A 17487-nucleotide genomic window follows, 5' to 3' on the forward strand; every position below is an offset into this window, starting at 1 on the left:
GACGCACGCGCCGTCGAACGACCTCGACAGCGTACCGGTATTCTGTGTGTATCCTGAGCGCGAGGCTCCACGGCGGAGCCGATTTCACAGGGAGTGGCATGCGCAATCGGTTCCTGAGTGCCATCCTCGTCGCGACCGCGGTCGTCGCAGGCTCGCTCACTCCGTCAGCGGCGGTGGCAGCGCCTCCGCCAGCGGCGGATTGGGTACCCGTCGGCACGCTCCTCGATCAGCTGCGTGTCGAGGCTCCGTCCACCGTGAAGTACGACCGCGACCTCTTCTTCGAAGGCGCGGATCTCGACGGGGACGGATGCCGCACCCGTCAGGAGGTGCTGCTCGAGGAGTCCGACATTCCGACGACCGTCACCGGCGCGTGCACCGTCACTGGAGGTCAGTGGTTCTCCTACTACGACAACGTCACGCACATCGACCCCGCCGCGATCGAGATGGATCACCTTGTCGCGCTCAAGGAAGCGTGGGCGTCCGGCGCGTGGGCCTGGACCGACGCGCAACGACAGAGCTACTCCAACGACCTCGACGACCAGCGCACCCTGACCATGGTCACCGCCGCCGTGAACACCGCGAAGGCCGACAAGGATCCTGCATCCTGGTTGCCTCCATACCGGCCGATGCGGTGCAACTATGTGTCCGAGTGGGTCGCGGTGAAGTGGCGGTGGAACCTGTCCGTCGACCCCGTCGAGAAGAGCGCCATCCAGACGCTCCTCCGAGAATGCGGCCCCCAGTGGGACGCCTGGATGCCGGCGACGCCCGCCGTCGGACGGCCCTCCGCGCCGCCGATGCCAGACCCCGTCGGCGTGTACCGGTTCTGGAGCCCCGTCTACCAGGGGCACTTCTTCACCACTGACCCGACGGAGCGCGATCAGATCATCGCCCGTTGGCCGAACGTCTGGACCTACGAGGGGCAGCGGTACACCGCGTTCACGACTCAGGTCGCCGGAACCATCCCGCTCTACAGGTTCTGGAGCAGCACGTACTCGGGGCATTTCTACACCGCAGACCCCGCCGAGCGCGCGGCTGTCATCGCCAAGTGGCCGAACATCTGGAAAGACGAAGGGATCGCGTACTACGTCTACCCGGCCGACTCCACGCAGGCCGGCACCGTTCCCGTCGCGCGGTTCTGGTCGAACTCCGCGGCTCATCACTTCTACACCGCGGACGCGGCCGAACGAGATGCAGTCCTCGCCAAGTGGTGGCGGGTGTGGATCTACGAAGGCGACAACTTCCGAGTACCGTCCTCAGGCATCCCCGTCCCTCAGCCGCCTCAGCAACCTCAACCGCCTCAGCAACCGGGGAACCCCGGGGACACGTGGAATTGCACGGACTTCGCGAACTATGCTGCAGCGAAGGAATGGTTCGACCGGTTCTACCCCTACTACGGCGACGTCGCAAAGCTCGACTTCGACAACGACGGCATCCCCTGCGAGACCCTGCCTGGCGCGCCGTAGGCCGAGCCTGAGCCGCGTCGATTCCCGATCACGCACACAAAAGACCCGCCTCCCTTCGTGATCTTCACCAGGGAGGCGGGCCTTCTTGCTTGTGACAGCGACGTGGTGGAGCTGGGGGGAATCGAACCCCCGTCCAACGCTGAGTCTCCACGCCTTCTCCGGGCGCAGTCTGTGAAGACGTTCTGCTCGGCTCCGACCTTTGTCACAGACACCTAAGTCGACGAGCCCAGCCTGGGAAGAGTCCCACGTGACGTCCAGACGCCATCACGCAGCAAGATTCCTAAATGACGCCAGGATCCGTATCGGAATCACATACGGCCTGACGGACTATCGGGCTCGCTTATGCAGCGAGGGCGAAGTCGTTGCGCTTGGTTTCGGCAACTATTTTTTTGCAGAGAGCGTTTACGAGATAACTCTGCATCCTCGGCCCGCTTCTCGTGGATTCACAGGCGCTGTCGAAACCGATCAGCCCCGTGGTCCTTCTCTCGAAGGAGCCGCTGTCACTCTGTGTACTTATCATCCCGGGAACCGGAGTCCCCGAGCCTCACAGACTACAACGTTCGCGAGGCCTTCGCCATTCCATGCCCTGGCGTAGAGTCACGACATGAGCGAAGTCACCGTCACCGTCCGCGGCGAGCACGAGGCGCGAGTTGCGCCCGAGCGCGCCACCATCCACGTCAGTGTCCGCGCAGACGGCGCCGACCGCGCAGGAGTGGTCGATAGCGTGATGCATCTCACCGAGCCGGTGCGCGAGAGCATCACCGCGCGGCTGGACACGGGCATCGTCGTCGACTGGTCCAGCAAGCGGTTGTCCGTGCGCGCCGAGCGCCCGTGGAACTCGGAGGGCACGCAGCTCGCGCCCGTTCACTACGCCGGCGTGGATCTGACTGCGACGTTCGCCGAAGCCTCGGCGCTCTCGCTCTGGGTGTCCGAGGTCTCGGCATGGGACGGTGTCGAGGTCGGCTGGGTCGACTGGCACCTCACCGCCGAGACGAGGTCCCGGGTCGAACGGGAGGTCGCGGCGCAGGCCGTCGGAGCGGCCGTGACGCGCGCGCAGGCATACGCCACAGCGCTCGGACTCGGTTCCGTCGTTCCCGTCGAGATCGCCGATGTCGGTCTGATCGCCCCCGCACCCGTTCAGCCGCTCGCGGGCATGCCCAAGATGCGCGGGGCGATGATGCAGGAGTCCCAGGACGTGGGCGGGCCGTCAATGGACTACGAACCCGACGAGATCGTCATCTCCGCAACGGTCGAGGCGCGATTCGTCGCGCGCTGAACCGCGCCCCGCACCGCAAAGCGGTCAGGCGTCGATCGCGAACGGCGCCAGATCGGCGGCGAGTCGCTCGGACACACGCGCGTGCACGACTGTGCCTTGCTCGCTGTGGTCCACCGCCAGCAGCATCCCGGTCTCGTGGATCGCCGCGACCAGATCACCCCTGTCATAGGGAACGACCGCGTGCACCTCCACGGCCGGCTTCGGAAGCGCCTCTTCGATCGCCGCTCGAAGCTCTTCGATGCCCTCGCCCGACCGGGATGAGACGAAATGCGCCGTGGGCTCGAGGCCTCGCAGCACGAGACGCTCGTCGTCGTCGATCAGATCGGCCTTGTTGAACACCACGAGCTCGGGCATATCACGCACACCGACGTCGCCCATGACGTCCCGCACGGTCTGCAGTTGACCGGCGGGATCGGGGTGAGATCCGTCAACGACGTGCAGCACGACGTCGGCGTCGCCGACCTCTTCCAACGTGGATCGGAAAGCCTCGACGAGCTGGTGCGGAAGGTTGCGGACGAAGCCGACGGTGTCCGTCAGCGTGTACACACGCCCGTCCGACGTCTCCGAGCGGCGGACCGTCGCATCCAGCGTCGCGAACAGTGCGTTCTCTACGAGCACCCCTGCGCTCGTGAGAGCGTTGAGAAGGCTCGACTTGCCGGCGTTGGTGTATCCGGCGATGGCCACGGAAGGAATCGTGTTGCGCTTGCGCTCGGCACGCTTGGCCTCTCGCGCCGGGCCGAAGTCACGGATCTGCCGACGAAGGAGCGCCATCTTGGTGCGGATGCGGCGACGGTCGAGCTCGATCTTCGTCTCACCGGGGCCACGGGAGCCCATTCCGGCACCACCGGCACCGACCTGGCCACCCGCCTGACGGCTCATCGAGTCACCCCAGCCGCGCAGGCGCGGCAGGAGGTACTCGAGCTGCGCGAGTTCGACCTGGGCTTTGCCCTCACGGCTCTTGGCGTGCTGGCTGAAGATATCGAGGATGACGGTGGTGCGGTCGATGACCTTGACCTTGACCACGTCCTCGAGAGCTCGTCGCTGGCTGGGGGCGAGTTCCGTGTCGGCGATCACGGTGTCCGCGCCCGTGGCCGCCACGATGTCCTTCAGCTCCTGCGCCTTGCCGCGCCCGATGTAGGTCGCGGCGTCCGGGTGCGGCCGCCTCTGCAGAACGCCATCGAGGACAACGGCTCCTGCGGTCTCCGCGAGGGCTGCGAGTTCGCGGAGCGAGTTCTCCGCGTCTTCCTGAGCGCCTTGCGGATACACGCCGACCAGCACCACGTTCTCGAGCCGGAGCTGGCGGTACTCGACCTCCGTGACGTCTTCGAGTTCTGTGGAGAGACCGCCGACGCGCCGCAGCGCATGACGATCCTCGAGGTCCCACTGGTCGCCGTCCGAGAACGCGTGTGACGCGGTGGACTGGTCCTGCAGCGCCTGAGCGGTGCCGAAGACTCGTGCCTCCGTCCGCTTCTCCGCATTCGCGAGAACGCGATCGACTGCTTCGTCACCTGTGGAGTGTGTGCTGGTCTCCGTCATCCGTCCCTTATCTCTGGGTTTTGTTGCGAGCCTTAACCTTAGCCCGCGCTGTCCGCTACGCTCACGGTATGGGGTCCGACCATTACTTCACCGCGGCCCCGGCAAGCCCCGAGAACCTGCGATCGATCCGTGTGACGCTCGCAGGCCGAGAGCTGGACGTCACCACTGCTGGCGGCGTCTTCAGCCCGGATCGGCTGGATGCCGGTACTGCCGTCCTTCTCGCAAACACGCCTCCGGTTCCGCCGGGAGGCCATCTTCTCGACCTCGGAAGCGGGTGGGGACCGGTCACGCTGTCGATGGCATTGGCCGCGCCCCATGCGACCGTGTGGGCGGTCGATGTGAACGAGCGGGCTCTGGATCTCGTGCGTCGCAACGCCGCGGCTCATGGTCTCAAGAATGTCAACGCCTCACTGCCCGAGGATGTTCCCGCTGACGTGACTTTCCGCTCGATCCGCTCGAATCCTCCGATCCGCGTCGGCAAGAACGAGCTTCACGGCCTGCTCGAGAAGTGGATCCCCCGCCTCGACGAGCGCAGCGACGCGTGGCTCGTCGTGCAGCGCAACCTCGGCGCGGATTCGCTGCAACGGTGGATCGGCTCGACGTTCCATCCTGGTTTCAGCGTGCACCGCACCGCGACCTCCAAGGGCTATCGCATCCTCAAGGTGCGCAAGCACGGCACCCCACCCACCGAGCCGATCGCTCTCGTCTGACGTCTCGCCGCAGCGACATCAGCGACCGAGAAGGTCGGGAAGGTCGCGCATGTCGGCGAACACGACGGCTCCTTCCTGTTCGAGCCACTCGGCTGGGGTGAGCCCGCCGGCGTAGCCGTATACCCGCATCCCGGCGGCTCGAGCGGCGCGGACGCCGAACCGGCTGTCCTCGACCACCGCGCAGTGTTCGGGGTGCACCCCGAGCCGATGTGCGGCGTGCAGAAAGAGATCCGGGGCGGGCTTACCGACGACCACGTCTTCCACGCTGAAGATCCTTCCCTCGAATCGCGGAAGGAGACCGGTCATCCCGAGCGTTCTCCGGATCTTCGCATGGGTACCGCTCGAAGCCACGCACGTGGCCGTCACGATCTCGTCGAGTGCGTGCTCGACGCCGTCCACCGCGATCAGCTCAGCGAAGGCAGCGACGTACCACGGCTGATAGGTCGCCTCCCAGTCATCGCGAAGCGGGCTCCCGAGGAACGACTCGATCTCCGAGCGGAAGTAGGCGGCAGAACGTCCGACGAACCGGTGCACGATCTCGTCCGAGGACAGTTCCCACCCGAGATCGGCGAGTACCCGCCGGTCCACCTCGATCGAGAGCCGCTCGCTGTCGACGAGGACTCCGTCGCAGTCGAAGATGACCAGATCGATCGGACCGGTCGCGCCCATCAGATCAGGTCGACCTCGCCGCTGAACACGAGCTGCGCGGGGCCGGACAGCGCGACGCGCTCGCCGTCCTCCGCGGGGAACATGCGCACGCCGAGCGTGCCACCCGGCACCTCGACCCGCCAGTTGTCGGGCGCCTTCGCACCTGCCCAGTAGCGCACCGCCAGAGCTGTGGCCGCCACACCCGTGCCACAGCTGAGGGTCTCCCCCACACCGCGCTCGGAGACGCGCATCGAGACGTGCCCGATCCCGTCCCGCACAAGCGGCTCACCCGGGACGACGAATTCGACGTTCGCACCCGCGGGCGGGGTGGGTTCGAGCACCGGAGCACGGTGGAGTTCGAGTGAGGCGAGTTCCGCCTCGGATGCGAGGGCGACCACCACATGAGGATTCCCGACGTCGATGCCCAGCCCCGGGCGCGTGACAGGGAGCCCGTCCGCCGTGACAAGAGGGTCGTCGCCGGAGAGCTTCCACAGGCCGAGATCCACCTGATATCCCGTCTCACTGCGGGTCACGTCGCGCACGCCCGCTCGGGTTCCGATCGGGAGCGTCGAGCCGGGCTGGATCGTGGCGAGCCCGGAGCGCACGAGATAGTGCGCGAAGACGCGGATGCCGTTGCCGCACATCTCGGCGATCGATCCGTCGGCGTTGCGGTAGTCCATGAACCATTCAGCCGCCGGCTCCTCAGCGAGTGACGCCCGCCCGTCCACGATCGCTGCAGAGCGCACGACACGAAGGATGCCGTCGGCTCCGATGCCGCGGTGCCGGTCACAGAGCACTGCGACCTGTTCCGAGCTGAGTTCCAGTGAGCCGTCGGGGTCGGCGATGATCACGAAATCGTTGCCCGTACCGTGCCCTTTGGTGAATGCGACCATTCGTCCAGTCTAGAGATCTCGGCTAGGCGTCGACGATCAGGCGTCTGCCCGTGTTCGACACGGAGAATCGTTCGTAGCCCAGGTCGTCGTAGAAACCGAGGACGCCTTCGTTCCCCTCCCTGACCATGAGCTGCACCTTCGGGCAGCCCATGGCGACGAGAAGCCGTTCGGCCTCGTGCACGAGTGCTCGCGCGATCCCCCGCTGGCGGTGCGACTTGGCGGTCGCCAGGTAGTACAGCCAGCCGCGGTGGCCGTCGTAGCCGGCCATGACCGTCCCGAGGATCGACGCTGAGCTCGATTCGGGCTCGGTGCTCTCGACGACCAGAAACAGCTCCGGCTGCACCGTGAGCTTGCGCTCGATGTCGAGCCGCGGATCGTTCCACGGGCGCGTGAGCCCGGCCTCATCCCAGAGCGCGACAACCGCCTCGGTGTGCGCCCGGTCGAACGCCCGGACCGGCCAGCTCTCGACTGCGCGCCGAGGGGCTGACGCCTCAGCCACGGCGCACGCGGTAACGCCCGCACATGAAGTTGCGGTTGCGAGCCACCTCGAGGAGCTCGAGGTCCAGCATCCGCGGCAACAGGGGCGCCCCGGATCCGAGAGTGACCGGCGCGTACTGCACCCACACCTCATCGAGAAGACCCGCATCCGCGAACTGCCCGGCCAGGTCTCCGCCGCCGACGACCCACAGATCCTTGCCGCCGGCGGCAGTGACCATCTCGGAGTGAACGGCGGTCACATCGCCCTGCGCCTTGCGGACGTCGGCGCCGACGGGAATCTCGAGCTCCCTGTGCGTGAACACCCAGGTCGGCTGCTCGTAGCCCCAGCGCCCTTCTTCGTGCTGCATGACCCAGTTGTAGGTCGATGCCCCCATGGCCAGCGCCCCGATCGTCTTCTCGAACGCCCCATAGGACATCGGTCCTTCGGCGTCGATGTCCTGCTTGAGGAGCCAATCGAGGGAGTGCTGGTCAGTCGCGATGAAACCGTCGAGGCTGCTCGCCGTGTAGAAGTGGGTGGCCATGCATCCACCTTCTCATCGGTCACCGACATCGCGCGATGGCGGTGAGGGAGATGTCGACTCAGGACTCGACGAGTGCCGTCGCGTCGACCGGGGGTTCGTGCCAGGTGAGACCCGGATACCGCTTGAACCAGGACACCTGACGTCGGGCATACCGACGCGTGAGGGCCTGCGTCTCGGCGATCGCCTCGTCTTGACTGAGCCGCCCGTCGATCTGCCCCAGAGCCTGGGAGTAGCCGATGGCACGCTGCGCAGTGACGCCATCCTCGAGCCCTTGCCGCCGGAGCCCCGCCACCTCGTCGACGAGGCCTGCACGCCACATCTGTTCGACCCGTGCGTCGAGCCGTTCGACGAGGACGCTGCGCTCGACATGGAGACCGATCAGTCGGGTGTCCGCCTGCCAGAGCGACGGCTGTTCCGGCAGAGCGGCACCGTGTGTGGCGCTGCCCTGCTCGAGCACCTCGAGGGCGCGGATCACCCGTCTCCCGTTGTGGGGGTCGACGCGCGCCGCCGTGGCCGGGTCGAGCGCTCTCAGCCGGTCGAGCATCGCCCCCGCACCCTCGTCCTCGAGCTCGCGTTCGAGCCGAGCGCGGATGACCGGGTCGCGCGGCGGGAAGGCGAAGTCGAAGACGACGCTGGAGACGTAGAGCCCGGAGCCGCCGACGAGGATGGCGTCAGCACCACGGCGCTGGATATCGATGATCACGGAGCGCGCAAGAGGCTGATACCAGGCGACCGCCGCTTCCTCGTCGACCTCGCGCACGTCGAAGAGGTGGTGCGGAATGCCGCGTCGGTCAGCGGCGGCGAGCTTCGCCGTGCCGATGTCCATTCCGCGGTAGAGCTGCATCGCATCGGCGTTCACGATCTCGGCCGCGTTGCCCCGCCGGCGCAGCGCCGCGGCGAGATCGAGCGCGAGATCGCTCTTGCCCGTCCCGGTCGCGCCGACGACCGCCCAGAGCCGCGGCGCATCGTGCGTGCCGCCCGGCTCCGTACCCGTCATCCCTTGGATACCGGCTTCGTCGCGAGCAGCGGTCACCTGCCGACGCGCAGCGTCGGCAGGCCGAGAGACACCGCCCGCGTGCCGTCGGGCGCCGCAGGCGCCGGCACGGCGCACGATTCCGCCTGGGCGCGATCCCACGCGTCCCCGCCGCGCGTGCGACGGATCTTGAGCGGGGAGCCCGTCGGGTCATCGGCGAGCAGGTGGAACGGAGCCGCATGGGTGATGGTCACCGAGACGACGTCACCGGGCCGGGGAACAGCCGACCCCGGGGTCACCTCGAAGTGCACGAGGCGGTTGTCCTCTCCCCGGCCGGTCAGCCTATGCGTCTCGGCGTCCTTCTTGCCCTCGCCCGTCGAGACGAGGACCTCGACCTCGCGGCCGATCTGCTTCTGGTTCTCTTCGAGCGAGATGCGCTCCTGCAGCGCGATGAGCCGGTTGTAGCGTTCCTGCACGACGGCCTTCGGAACCTGGTCTTCCATGGTCGCCGCCGGTGTGCCCTCGCGGATCGAGTACTGGAAGGTGAAGGCGCTCGAGAAGCGGGCCTGTTCGACCACCCGCATCGTGTCCTCGAAGTCCGCCTCGGTCTCACCGGGGAACCCGACGATGATGTCGGTGGTGATCGCGGCATGCGGAATGCGATCACGGACGCGGTCGAGGATTCCGAGGAACCTCTCACTGCGATAAGAACGACGCATGGACTTGAGGATGCGATCGCTGCCGGACTGCAGCGGCATGTGAAGCTGCGGCATCACAGTGGGAGTCTCAGCCATCGCGTCGATCACGTCGTCGGTGAACGCAGCCGGGTGAGGACTCGTGAAGCGAATGCGCTCAAGTCCGTCGATCTCGCCCGCCGCGCGCAGGAGCTTGCCGAATGCCTGGCGATCGCCGAACTCCACGCCGTAGGAGTTGACGTTCTGTCCGAGCAGGGTGACCTCGATGGCACCGTCCTCCACGAGGAGGCGGATCTCGTTCAGGATGTCACCCGGACGGCGGTCCTTCTCCTTGCCGCGAAGGCTCGGAACGATGCAGAAGGTGCACGTGTTGTTGCATCCGACCGAGATGGACACCCACCCGCTGTGCGCAGAGTCGCGCTTGGTCGGGAGCGTCGAGGGAAACACCTCGAGCGACTCGAGGATCTCCAGCTCGGCGTCACCGTTGTGTCGCGCTCTCTCGAGAAGGCCGGGAAGCGACCCCATGTTGTGCGTGCCGAAGACCACGTCGACCCATGGTGCCTTGTCGAGAACGGCTTGCTTGTCCATCTGGGCGAGACAGCCCCCGACGGCGATCTGCATGCCGTCCTTGCGGCGCTTCACCGAAGCGAGCTGACCGAGGGTCCCGTAGAGCTTGCCCGCGGCATTGTCGCGAACTGCGCACGTGTTGATGATCACGACATCGGCCTCGGCGCCGTCCGTGGCTCGGACGTATCCCGCACTTTCGAGCGAGCCCGAGAGACGTTCGGAATCGTGGACGTTCATCTGGCAGCCGAAGGTGCGGACCTCGTACGAACGCTGGCGCCCGTCACGGTCGATTGCGGCTGACGACGACGCGATGATCGTCGGTTCACTGCGCGGGATAGTCATGATCTCCCCATTGTACGAGCGGTTCCCCCTCGCTGCCGCTGACCGGGCCGGCTACCGGGCAGGTGCGCGCCCCCCGCCGCCTCAGTCCGAATCGACGAATCGGACCCGCGACGAGGAAGAGCCGGAAGAACCCTCGGCGAGGGCCGTCTTCGCAGCCGTCATCGCGATGGAACCGTTGTACCCGCGACGTGATAGCTGACCGACGAGGCGTCTCAGAGCAGTATCCGGGTCGAGGCGGGACATCGATCGTGCTTTCGAGCGAGCGTACTCGAGTGCACGCTCCGCGTCGTCGTCGGGAACGTCACCCAGTGCCGCGTCGATCACATCGCGGGGAATCCCCCGCTGCGAGAGCGCTCGCGACAGAGCGACCCGTCCCTGTCCTTTTCGCTCGATTCCCGACATCACGAGCTGATCGGCGAGAACCGCGTCATCGAGGTAGCCGCGGCGACAGAAGTCGTCGATCACGTCGTCGATCGATCCGGAGTCGAGCCGGACGCCGTTCTCCTCGTAGCCCTTGAGCACCATCCGCGCCTCGGACAACGAGAGCGATCGAGCCCTCAGCTTGCGCACGAGAAGCTCCTCGGCGTCGACACGCAGCTTCGACGGATCGGCTCCGCTCTCATCTGCTGAGTCTTCGTGCGGCTGCAGTGCACGCAATCGGGGAGCAGACCGAGCCGCAGCGCCACGAGCTGGATGCCGTTCGCTGGGCCCACGAGAGTCGACGAGTGGAGCTGGAGCCGAGTCGCCGGTGGATGCGACTCCTGCCGCCGTCGATTCCTCGTGGCCTGCGTCTTCCACGGCGCGGGGGGTGACTGCATCGGACCCGACAGAGCTTCGATCGACCGGCTTCATCCGCGCGGAATCACGGCCGAACAGAGGGATGATGGGGGCGAGCTCCTGAGGCTCGCCCCCGCCATCACTCATGGTTCGCTCCGGTTGCGCCACAACCGCGAACCATCACGATCATGCCGGGCGGCGCTCGGCGAGCTCGTCAGCAGGTGCCTCGGTGGCTCCTCCGATGCCGAGCTTCTGCTTGATCTGGGTCTCGATCGCCAGCGCGATGTCGGGGTTCTTGAGCAGGAACGTTCGCGCGTTCTCCTTGCCCTGTCCCAGCTGGTCACCGTCATAGGTGTACCAGGACCCGGACTTCTTGACGATGCCGTGCTCCACACCGAAGTCGATCAGGCTGCCCTCACGGGAGATGCCGACGCCGTAGAGGATGTCGAACTCAGCCTGCTTGAACGGCGGAGCCATCTTGTTCTTCACGACCTTGACCCTCGTACGGTTTCCGACTGCGTCGGTGCCGTCCTTCAGCGTCTCGATTCGGCGGATGTCCATTCGGACGGACGCGTAGAACTTCAGCGCCTTTCCACCCGCGGTGGTCTCCGGCGAGCCGAAGAAGACACCGATCTTCTCGCGCAGCTGGTTGATGAAGATCATCGTGGTGTTCGTCTGGTTGAGCCCACCGGTGAGCTTTCGCAGCGCCTGAGACATCAGACGAGCCTGCAGACCCACGTGGGAGTCACCCATCTCGCCCTCGATCTCGGCTCGAGGCACGAGCGCGGCCACAGAGTCGATGACGATCAGGTCGATGGCCCCGGAGCGGACGAGCATGTCCGCGATCTCGAGCGCCTGCTCACCCGTGTCGGGTTGCGAGACGAGAAGGGCGTCGATGTCGACACCGAGCTTCGCGGCGTAGTCAGGGTCGAGCGCGTGCTCGGCGTCGATGAAGGCAGCGATTCCGCCGGCGCGCTGAGCGTTGGCGATCGCGTGGAGGGTGAGCGTCGTCTTACCCGACGACTCAGGACCGTAGATCTCGACGATTCGCCCACGCGGCAGTCCTCCGACGCCGAGGGCGACATCGAGAGCGATGGAACCGGTCGGAATGACGGCGACAGGCGCACGCTCGTCGCTGCCCAGTCTCATGACCGAGCCCTTTCCGAACTGACGATCGATCTGGGCGAGGGCGGTCTCGAGGGACTTCTCGCGGTCAGCGGGTGATGGCATGCCGTGCTCCTTATGCTCGCGTGGTGCCGCCTGTAGGCTGTCGCGGTCCTCCCGGCTGGGCGGAACTCTCCGACAAGGCGTATGGCTCTTCGGCTTGTTCTTCACCGTAGGAGGAGCCTCCGACATTGCGTCGTCAGCACCGCGAAACAGGGAGAGAAACGTCTCTGAACCACTTGTGCAGAAGACTACGCCCGTTTCGAACACATATTCGACGACACGCCGTCTCGGCGTGTCGCAAATCGAAACCGCCTCGAACGCGGCCCTCGCCGCGAACGCCTCAGAGGGTCATCGCTTGCGCGGCTCCAGACGACCTGCACCGTGTCGCCGCTCCAGGGGGACATCCGTCTCGGCGCACAGCGCCAGCCAGATCTCGCGCGGTGCGACGCCAGCGTCCAGCGCTTCGTCGGCAGTGCGCCCGGCGAGCTGAGTCAGAACGAGGTCGCTGATCAGAGATGACCCGCGACCGCCGAATTCCGCATCGACTGCGCGGAGGAACTCACTACGTCGCATCAGAGGCTATGAGAGTCCGACGTTCAGTGGAGCGACAGCTCGGGCTCGACAGAAGCCACGAGGTCGTCCGGAACGACATCAGGGAAGACCTGAATGCCTTCGAGGACCGAGATCCGGTCGCCGACCTCTCGCATGATGATCGAGATGGGAACATCCAGAGCGTCAGCCACCGAGGCGAGAATCTCACTCGATGCTTCCTTCTGGCCCCGCTCGACCTCGCTGAGATAGCCCAGCGCCACAGAAGCCTTGCTTGCAACCTGCCGGAGCGTCCGCCCCTTCTGCAGGCGGAAGTCCCTCAGCACATCGCCGATTTCCTGTCGTACAAGAATCATCGGAACCTCCTCCCAGATCGTCTTCTCGAGGTCTCCCTCGAAGAGACCGCCAGTCTAGTCCTACCGACCTTCACAAAATCTACCTTCGCACGCTGTGCTTTCGGTGTGAGCACATAGGACATAACGGAGCGCACCCATCCCCTATTCCCGCAGAACCCGAGCGAGCATATCGATCGCCGCGTCGACCGCCTGCGCCCGCACCTCGGCACGATCACCGGCGAATCGAAACAACTCGGTGACCGAGAAATCCGGCGTCACCACGGCCACATGCACCGTGCCGACCGGCTGACCGTCAGGTGAGTCCGGCCCCGCGATACCCGTGGTCGAGACGCCGACGTCGGCAGGGGCCCCGTCGACGTTCAACGCACCGCGCACCCCCGCCGCCATCTGAAGAGCGACGTCGGGGTGCACGGGACCGTGCGCGTCGAGCAGCGCGTCGTCCACGCCCAGCAGCGTGTGCTTCACCGGAGTGGCGTACGCGACGATCGCTCCGCGGAGGGCGGCCGACGCCCCCGGCACGGAGACGAACTCGGCAGCGAGAGCACCGCCCGTCAACGACTCCGCGACACCGAGCGTCCAGCCACGCTCGACCAGCGCGGCGAGCACGGCCGACGCAGATGTCACGAGGGCTGCCGCGCGCCTCGTACCTGCGCGACGATGTAGTCGATTCCGCTCGCCACGGTCAGGATCAGCACGAGCACCATCATGATCGCGGTCACGAGCAGCCACGGCTCCAGCCCGATCACGACGTGCAACGGAAGCAGCGCCCAGGACAAGGCCACCGCCTGCACTGCCGTCTTGATCTTGCCCATCCAGGCCGCAGCCACGACGTGCTCCTTCGCCACCATGAGACGGTGGATCGTGATGCCCCACTCCCGAATGAGGATGATGATCACCAGCCACCAGTTCAGCTCGCCGAGTATCGCGAGACCGATGAAACCGGCGCCGGTGAGCAGCTTGTCGGCGATCGGGTCCCAGAGCTTTCCGAAGTCGCTGACGATCTCGTAGCGGCGGGCCAGATAGCCATCGACCCAATCGGTCGAGATCGCAACGATGAAGAGAACGGCGGCGATCCAGCGGACAGCGATGTCGTCGAGTCCGAACGTGCCACCGATCAGCAGGAGGACGAAGAAGATCACCGCGAGCGGTATGCGCGCGACCGTGATCGCGTTGGGAAGCTGCCGTGGAATGGCCATCAGTCGCGTCCCGTCAGTCCCCAGGCGTCTTCGTCGCCATCGTCTTCAGCCTCGACCACAGGGAGTCCCTGGAACTGCGCCTCGACCGGGTCGTGCGGCGTCCCGGCAGCAGTCGCGGCCGAGGAGGGGGCAGGCGGCTTCGGCGGAGTGTCGTCGCCTCGCAGCTTCGCCATGACCTGGGGCAGCTGTTCGGCCGTCGCCAGCACATCGCGCGCCTTCGATCCTTCTGACGGGCCGACGATCTCTCGCGACTCGAGGAGGTCCATCAGGCGACCGGCCTTCGCGAACCCGACGCGGAGCTTGCGCTGCAGCATCGACGTCGACCCGAACTGCGACGACACGATGAGTTCGGCCGCGGCGAGAAGAAGCTCGAGATCGTCGCCGATGTCCTCGTCGACCTCCTTCTTCTTCGTGGGCTCCAGCGCTTCCTGGACGTCGGCGCGGTAGTCCGGACGGGCCTGACGCGTCACGTGCTTGACGACCGCGTCGATCTCCTTCTCATCGACCCACGCACCCTGCAGTCGGAACGGCTTGGACGACCCCATGGGCGAGAACAGCGCATCGCCCTGTCCGATCAGCTTGTCGGCGCCGGGGCTGTCGAGGATCACGCGACTGTCTGTGACGCTCGTGACGGCGAACGCGAGGCGCGAGGGGACATTCGCCTTGATCAGACCGGTCACGACATCGACGCTGGGTCGCTGCGTCGCTAGCACGAGGTGGATACCGGACGCGCGTGCGAGCTGGGTGATGCGGACGATCGAGTCCTCGACGTCGCGCGGGGCGACCATCATCAGGTCCGCCAATTCGTCGACGACGACGAGGAGGTACGGGTAGGGCTTGAGCACGCGTTCGCTTCCCACGGGAAGCTCCACCTCGCCGGCGCGGACGGCACGGTTGAAGTCGTCGATGTGACGGAACCCGAACGACGCGAGGTCGTCGTACCGCATGTCCATCTCCTTCACGACCCACTGCAGCGCTTCCGCCGCCTTCTTGGGGTTCGTGATGATGGGTGTGATCAGGTGCGGCACCCCGGCGTAGCTCGTCAGCTCCACGCGCTTGGGGTCGATCAGGACCATCCGCACATCCGTGGGTCGGGCGCGCATGAGCAGACTCGTGATCATCGAGTTGACGAAGCTCGACTTTCCGGAGCCGGTGGAACCGGCGACAAGCAGGTGAGGCATCTTCGCGAGGTTGGCGATGACGATGTTCCCACCGACGTCCTTTCCGACGCCGATCGTCATCGGGTGGGTGCTCTTGTGCGCTGCCGGAGACCTGAGCACATCGCCGAGCGCGACCATCTCCTTGTCGGCGTTCGGGATCTCGATTCCGATCGCGCTCTTTCCGGGTATCGGCGAGAGGATCCGCACATCGTTCGATGCGACCGCATACGCGAAGTTGTTGCTCAGCTGGAGGATCTTCTCGACCTTGACGCCGTGCCCCACCTCGACCTCGTATTGGGTGACCGTGGGGCCACGCGAGAAACCAGTGACCTTCGCGTCGACCTTGAACTGTGTCAGCACGCTCGTGATCTGCTCGATCACCTTGTCGGTCGCCTCGGAGCGCGCGACCGGTGGAGGCCCTTCGACCAGAAGACCTGGCGACGGCAGCACGTACGGGGCGACGGGGGCCTGGGGGCCTCGCTCCCCCGGCCCGGCCGTGCCGAAGCCGTCGAGACCCGGAAGCTCCGGCATCTCTCCGGTGTCGGACTCGTCGTCTAGCAGTGCGGTGGTCTGCTGCCCTGCCAGGGATTCCGTCACGGACCGCACGTCCGTCAGCACCTCGGTCGCCGCGTCATACGGATCTTCCACGACGACGGCCTGATCGTAAGCCGGAGTCGGCTCGGAGGTCGTCAGCAGCGCGGTGATGTCGTCGGAGCCCAGCGTCCCCTCGTCGGGGTCTTCCTCACGGCCGGTCTTGTTCCGCCGCCACCAGGGAAGGACGTCGGGGTCGTCGACCTTGTCGGACTCGTCGATCGCCGCGGCTTCCTTCGCAGGCTTCTCGGTGCGCTCAGCGTCGAACATCCACGCGTAGAGGTCGCCCAGGCGCTGCCCGATACGGTTCGGCGGAGTCTTGGTCAGGATCAGGATGCTGAGTCCCGCCAGCAGGGCCAGGACGATATAGGCACCCACCGGAGTGAGATACGAGAGCGGCTCACCGATCATCCAGCCGAAGAGACCGCCCGCTTCGCTGAGCGCAGGCATGCCGTCCCGGGGCTGCGCACGAACGAGCAGTCCGGCGGAGTCGACTCGACCCGCTGCGATGTGGCAGAAGCCTGCCAGGGTGAGCACGAAGAGTCCGAAGCCGATGCCGATGCGCCCGTTGTCGTGGACGGACGAGGGATGGCGGAACAGCCACCCTGCCAGCAGCAGCAGCAGCACGGGCATGACGAAAGCCACACGCCCGACCAGAAGCCCCACCGAGTAGGCGCTGATGTTCGACGCGACCTCGTTGCCGATGAAGAACCATTCGTTGACCGCTCCGGCGATCGCCAGAAGCACCAGCAGGAAGGGGAATCCGTCGCGCCGGTCATCCTTGTCGAGCGTCTCCGGGCCGAATGCCCGGAACAGACCACCGACGCCGTGGGCGAGCCCGTTCCACGCTCGTACCGCCACCGGAGGCTTGTCGATCTCGTCGATGTACTTCTTCGGCGCAGCCTGGGCCTTCGGCGCAGCCTGCCGCTTCGGGCGAGGCGTGGCGCTCTCGGACGCGCGCGCGGACTTCGTGGTACTCCTGGCCATGCTCTCACGTTACGGCCAGAGGCCGACATTCACCCGTAATGACGCGGCATTCCGGCCGGTTCCCGGGCCCGCGAAGGGAGATCAGGACGTGCGATGCACCATCGTGTCACGGAGATCCCCCGCGTCGGTGACCACGAAGCCCTCCGACCGATACAGGGCGTGCGCGAAGTTGTCCCGTTCGACGCTGAGGCTGATCCGAGGGTGCCCCTGCTCGCGCGCGTGGGTGACGAGGCGTCGAAGCAGGGTCCGTCCGACTCCGTGCGCCCGCCAGATCGGCTGCACTCCGATGATGAGCTCGGGCACCGCGGTTCCGACGAAACCGAAGCCTGCGTCGTCCGGCGCGAGCATCCGATACCACGCCGCACCGATGGGTCGCAGATCGGAGTCGAGCGCAATGAAACCGGCATCCGCCGGCCGCATCCACCCCGCGATGTAGCGCCGGTGCTCGACGGCGCTGAGAATCTCATGCCGAGCGCGTGCCCCGCCGGAGCGCCAGTTCGCCGCCTCGACGACCATGTCGCCGAGGAAGCTCCCGTCCGCCTGGTCGGCGGGTCGAATCGAGAAGACGTCCGGCATGGAGTG

The 17487-nt window shown here is 66.3% G+C and carries 18 protein-coding genes and 1 other RNA gene; 3 read left to right on the top strand and 16 right to left on the bottom strand.

What is annotated here, in order from left to right:
* Positions 1–98 precede the first annotated feature (98 nt).
* Positions 99–1463, top strand: coding sequence for a GmrSD restriction endonuclease domain-containing protein (locus tag QRN21_RS01235; RefSeq protein ID WP_285362960.1), 1365 nt, complete (start codon positions 99–101; stop codon positions 1461–1463).
* Between the two features lie 103 nt (positions 1464–1566).
* Here the strand turns inward: QRN21_RS01235 and ssrA are convergent.
* Positions 1567–1936, bottom strand: a transfer-messenger RNA (tmRNA) gene (gene ssrA / locus QRN21_RS01240).
* Between the two features lie 131 nt (positions 1937–2067).
* On the opposite strand from ssrA, the gene QRN21_RS01245 reads away from it, so the two are divergent.
* Positions 2068–2739, top strand: a complete 672-nt coding sequence (locus QRN21_RS01245; protein ID WP_053095846.1) for an SIMPL domain-containing protein — start codon at positions 2068–2070, stop codon at positions 2737–2739.
* Positions 2740–2763: 24 nt separating this feature from the next.
* Here QRN21_RS01245 and hflX read toward each other — a convergent pair whose 3' ends face one another.
* Entirely contained in the window at positions 2764–4098 is a 1335-nt protein-coding gene (gene hflX, locus QRN21_RS01250) for a GTPase HflX (protein ID WP_372983662.1), read from the bottom strand.
* A gap of 245 nt (positions 4099–4343) precedes the next feature.
* Here hflX and QRN21_RS01255 point away from each other — a divergent pair, with 245 nt between their 5' ends.
* Positions 4344–4985: a class I SAM-dependent methyltransferase gene (locus QRN21_RS01255; RefSeq protein WP_053095844.1), complete on the top strand. Its 642-nt coding sequence runs from the start codon at positions 4344–4346 to the stop codon at positions 4983–4985.
* Between the two features lie 18 nt (positions 4986–5003).
* Here QRN21_RS01255 and QRN21_RS01260 read toward each other — a convergent pair whose 3' ends face one another.
* From QRN21_RS01260 to QRN21_RS01325, 14 genes are all read right to left on the bottom strand, one after another.
* Positions 5004–5654, bottom strand: a complete 651-nt coding sequence (locus QRN21_RS01260; RefSeq protein ID WP_285362962.1) for an HAD family hydrolase — start codon at positions 5652–5654, stop codon at positions 5004–5006.
* Positions 5654–6526 (bottom strand): diaminopimelate epimerase, encoded by an 873-nt coding sequence (dapF, locus tag QRN21_RS01265; protein ID WP_285362963.1) that lies wholly within the window; start codon positions 6524–6526, stop codon positions 5654–5656. The genes QRN21_RS01260 and dapF overlap by 1 nt, the downstream gene beginning before the upstream one ends.
* Positions 6527–6548: 22 nt before the next feature.
* A complete protein-coding gene (locus QRN21_RS01270; protein WP_285362964.1) occupies positions 6549–7025 on the bottom strand; it encodes a GNAT family acetyltransferase in 477 nt (158 codons plus the stop codon).
* The gene (locus QRN21_RS01275) at positions 7018–7545 is read right to left on the bottom strand and encodes a dihydrofolate reductase family protein (protein WP_056278524.1); all 528 of its coding nucleotides are present in this window, start codon (positions 7543–7545) and stop codon (positions 7018–7020) included. The genes QRN21_RS01270 and QRN21_RS01275 overlap by 8 nt, the downstream gene beginning before the upstream one ends.
* A gap of 58 nt (positions 7546–7603) precedes the next feature.
* On the bottom strand, positions 7604–8542 hold the full coding sequence (miaA, locus tag QRN21_RS01280) for a tRNA (adenosine(37)-N6)-dimethylallyltransferase MiaA (RefSeq protein WP_285363173.1): 939 nt from the start codon (positions 8540–8542) through the stop codon (positions 7604–7606).
* Between the two features lie 32 nt (positions 8543–8574).
* A complete protein-coding gene (gene miaB / locus QRN21_RS01285) occupies positions 8575–10122 on the bottom strand; it encodes a tRNA (N6-isopentenyl adenosine(37)-C2)-methylthiotransferase MiaB (protein WP_053095838.1) in 1548 nt (515 codons plus the stop codon).
* Between the two features lie 81 nt (positions 10123–10203).
* Positions 10204–10779 (bottom strand): regulatory protein RecX, encoded by a 576-nt coding sequence (locus tag QRN21_RS01290; RefSeq protein ID WP_285362965.1) that lies wholly within the window; start codon positions 10777–10779, stop codon positions 10204–10206.
* A gap of 306 nt (positions 10780–11085) precedes the next feature.
* Positions 11086–12129, bottom strand: a complete 1044-nt coding sequence (gene recA, locus QRN21_RS01295) for a recombinase RecA (RefSeq protein ID WP_053095836.1) — start codon at positions 12127–12129, stop codon at positions 11086–11088.
* A gap of 285 nt (positions 12130–12414) precedes the next feature.
* On the bottom strand, positions 12415–12639 hold the full coding sequence (locus QRN21_RS01300; RefSeq protein WP_053095835.1) for a DUF3046 domain-containing protein: 225 nt from the start codon (positions 12637–12639) through the stop codon (positions 12415–12417).
* A 23-nt stretch (positions 12640–12662) separates the two neighbouring features.
* Positions 12663–12971: a helix-turn-helix domain-containing protein gene (locus tag QRN21_RS01305; RefSeq protein WP_042541772.1), complete on the bottom strand. Its 309-nt coding sequence runs from the start codon at positions 12969–12971 to the stop codon at positions 12663–12665.
* Positions 12972–13112: 141 nt separating this feature from the next.
* Positions 13113–13595: a CinA family protein gene (locus tag QRN21_RS01310; protein ID WP_285362966.1), complete on the bottom strand. Its 483-nt coding sequence runs from the start codon at positions 13593–13595 to the stop codon at positions 13113–13115.
* Positions 13592–14167 (bottom strand): CDP-diacylglycerol--glycerol-3-phosphate 3-phosphatidyltransferase, encoded by a 576-nt coding sequence (gene pgsA / locus QRN21_RS01315; RefSeq protein ID WP_285362967.1) that lies wholly within the window; start codon positions 14165–14167, stop codon positions 13592–13594. The genes QRN21_RS01310 and pgsA overlap by 4 nt, the downstream gene beginning before the upstream one ends.
* Positions 14167–16905, bottom strand: coding sequence for an FtsK/SpoIIIE family DNA translocase (locus tag QRN21_RS01320; RefSeq protein WP_053095832.1), 2739 nt, complete (start codon positions 16903–16905; stop codon positions 14167–14169). The genes pgsA and QRN21_RS01320 overlap by 1 nt, the downstream gene beginning before the upstream one ends.
* Positions 16906–16986: 81 nt before the next feature.
* Complete coding sequence (locus QRN21_RS01325) at positions 16987–17481, bottom strand: GNAT family N-acetyltransferase (RefSeq protein WP_056278507.1); 495 nt, start codon at positions 17479–17481, stop codon at positions 16987–16989.
* Positions 17482–17487: the final 6 nt, after the last annotated feature.

Origin of the sequence: Microbacterium sp. LMC-P-041, assembly GCF_030209555.1 — a bacterium.
Lineage (GTDB): Bacteria > Actinomycetota > Actinomycetes > Actinomycetales > Microbacteriaceae > Microbacterium.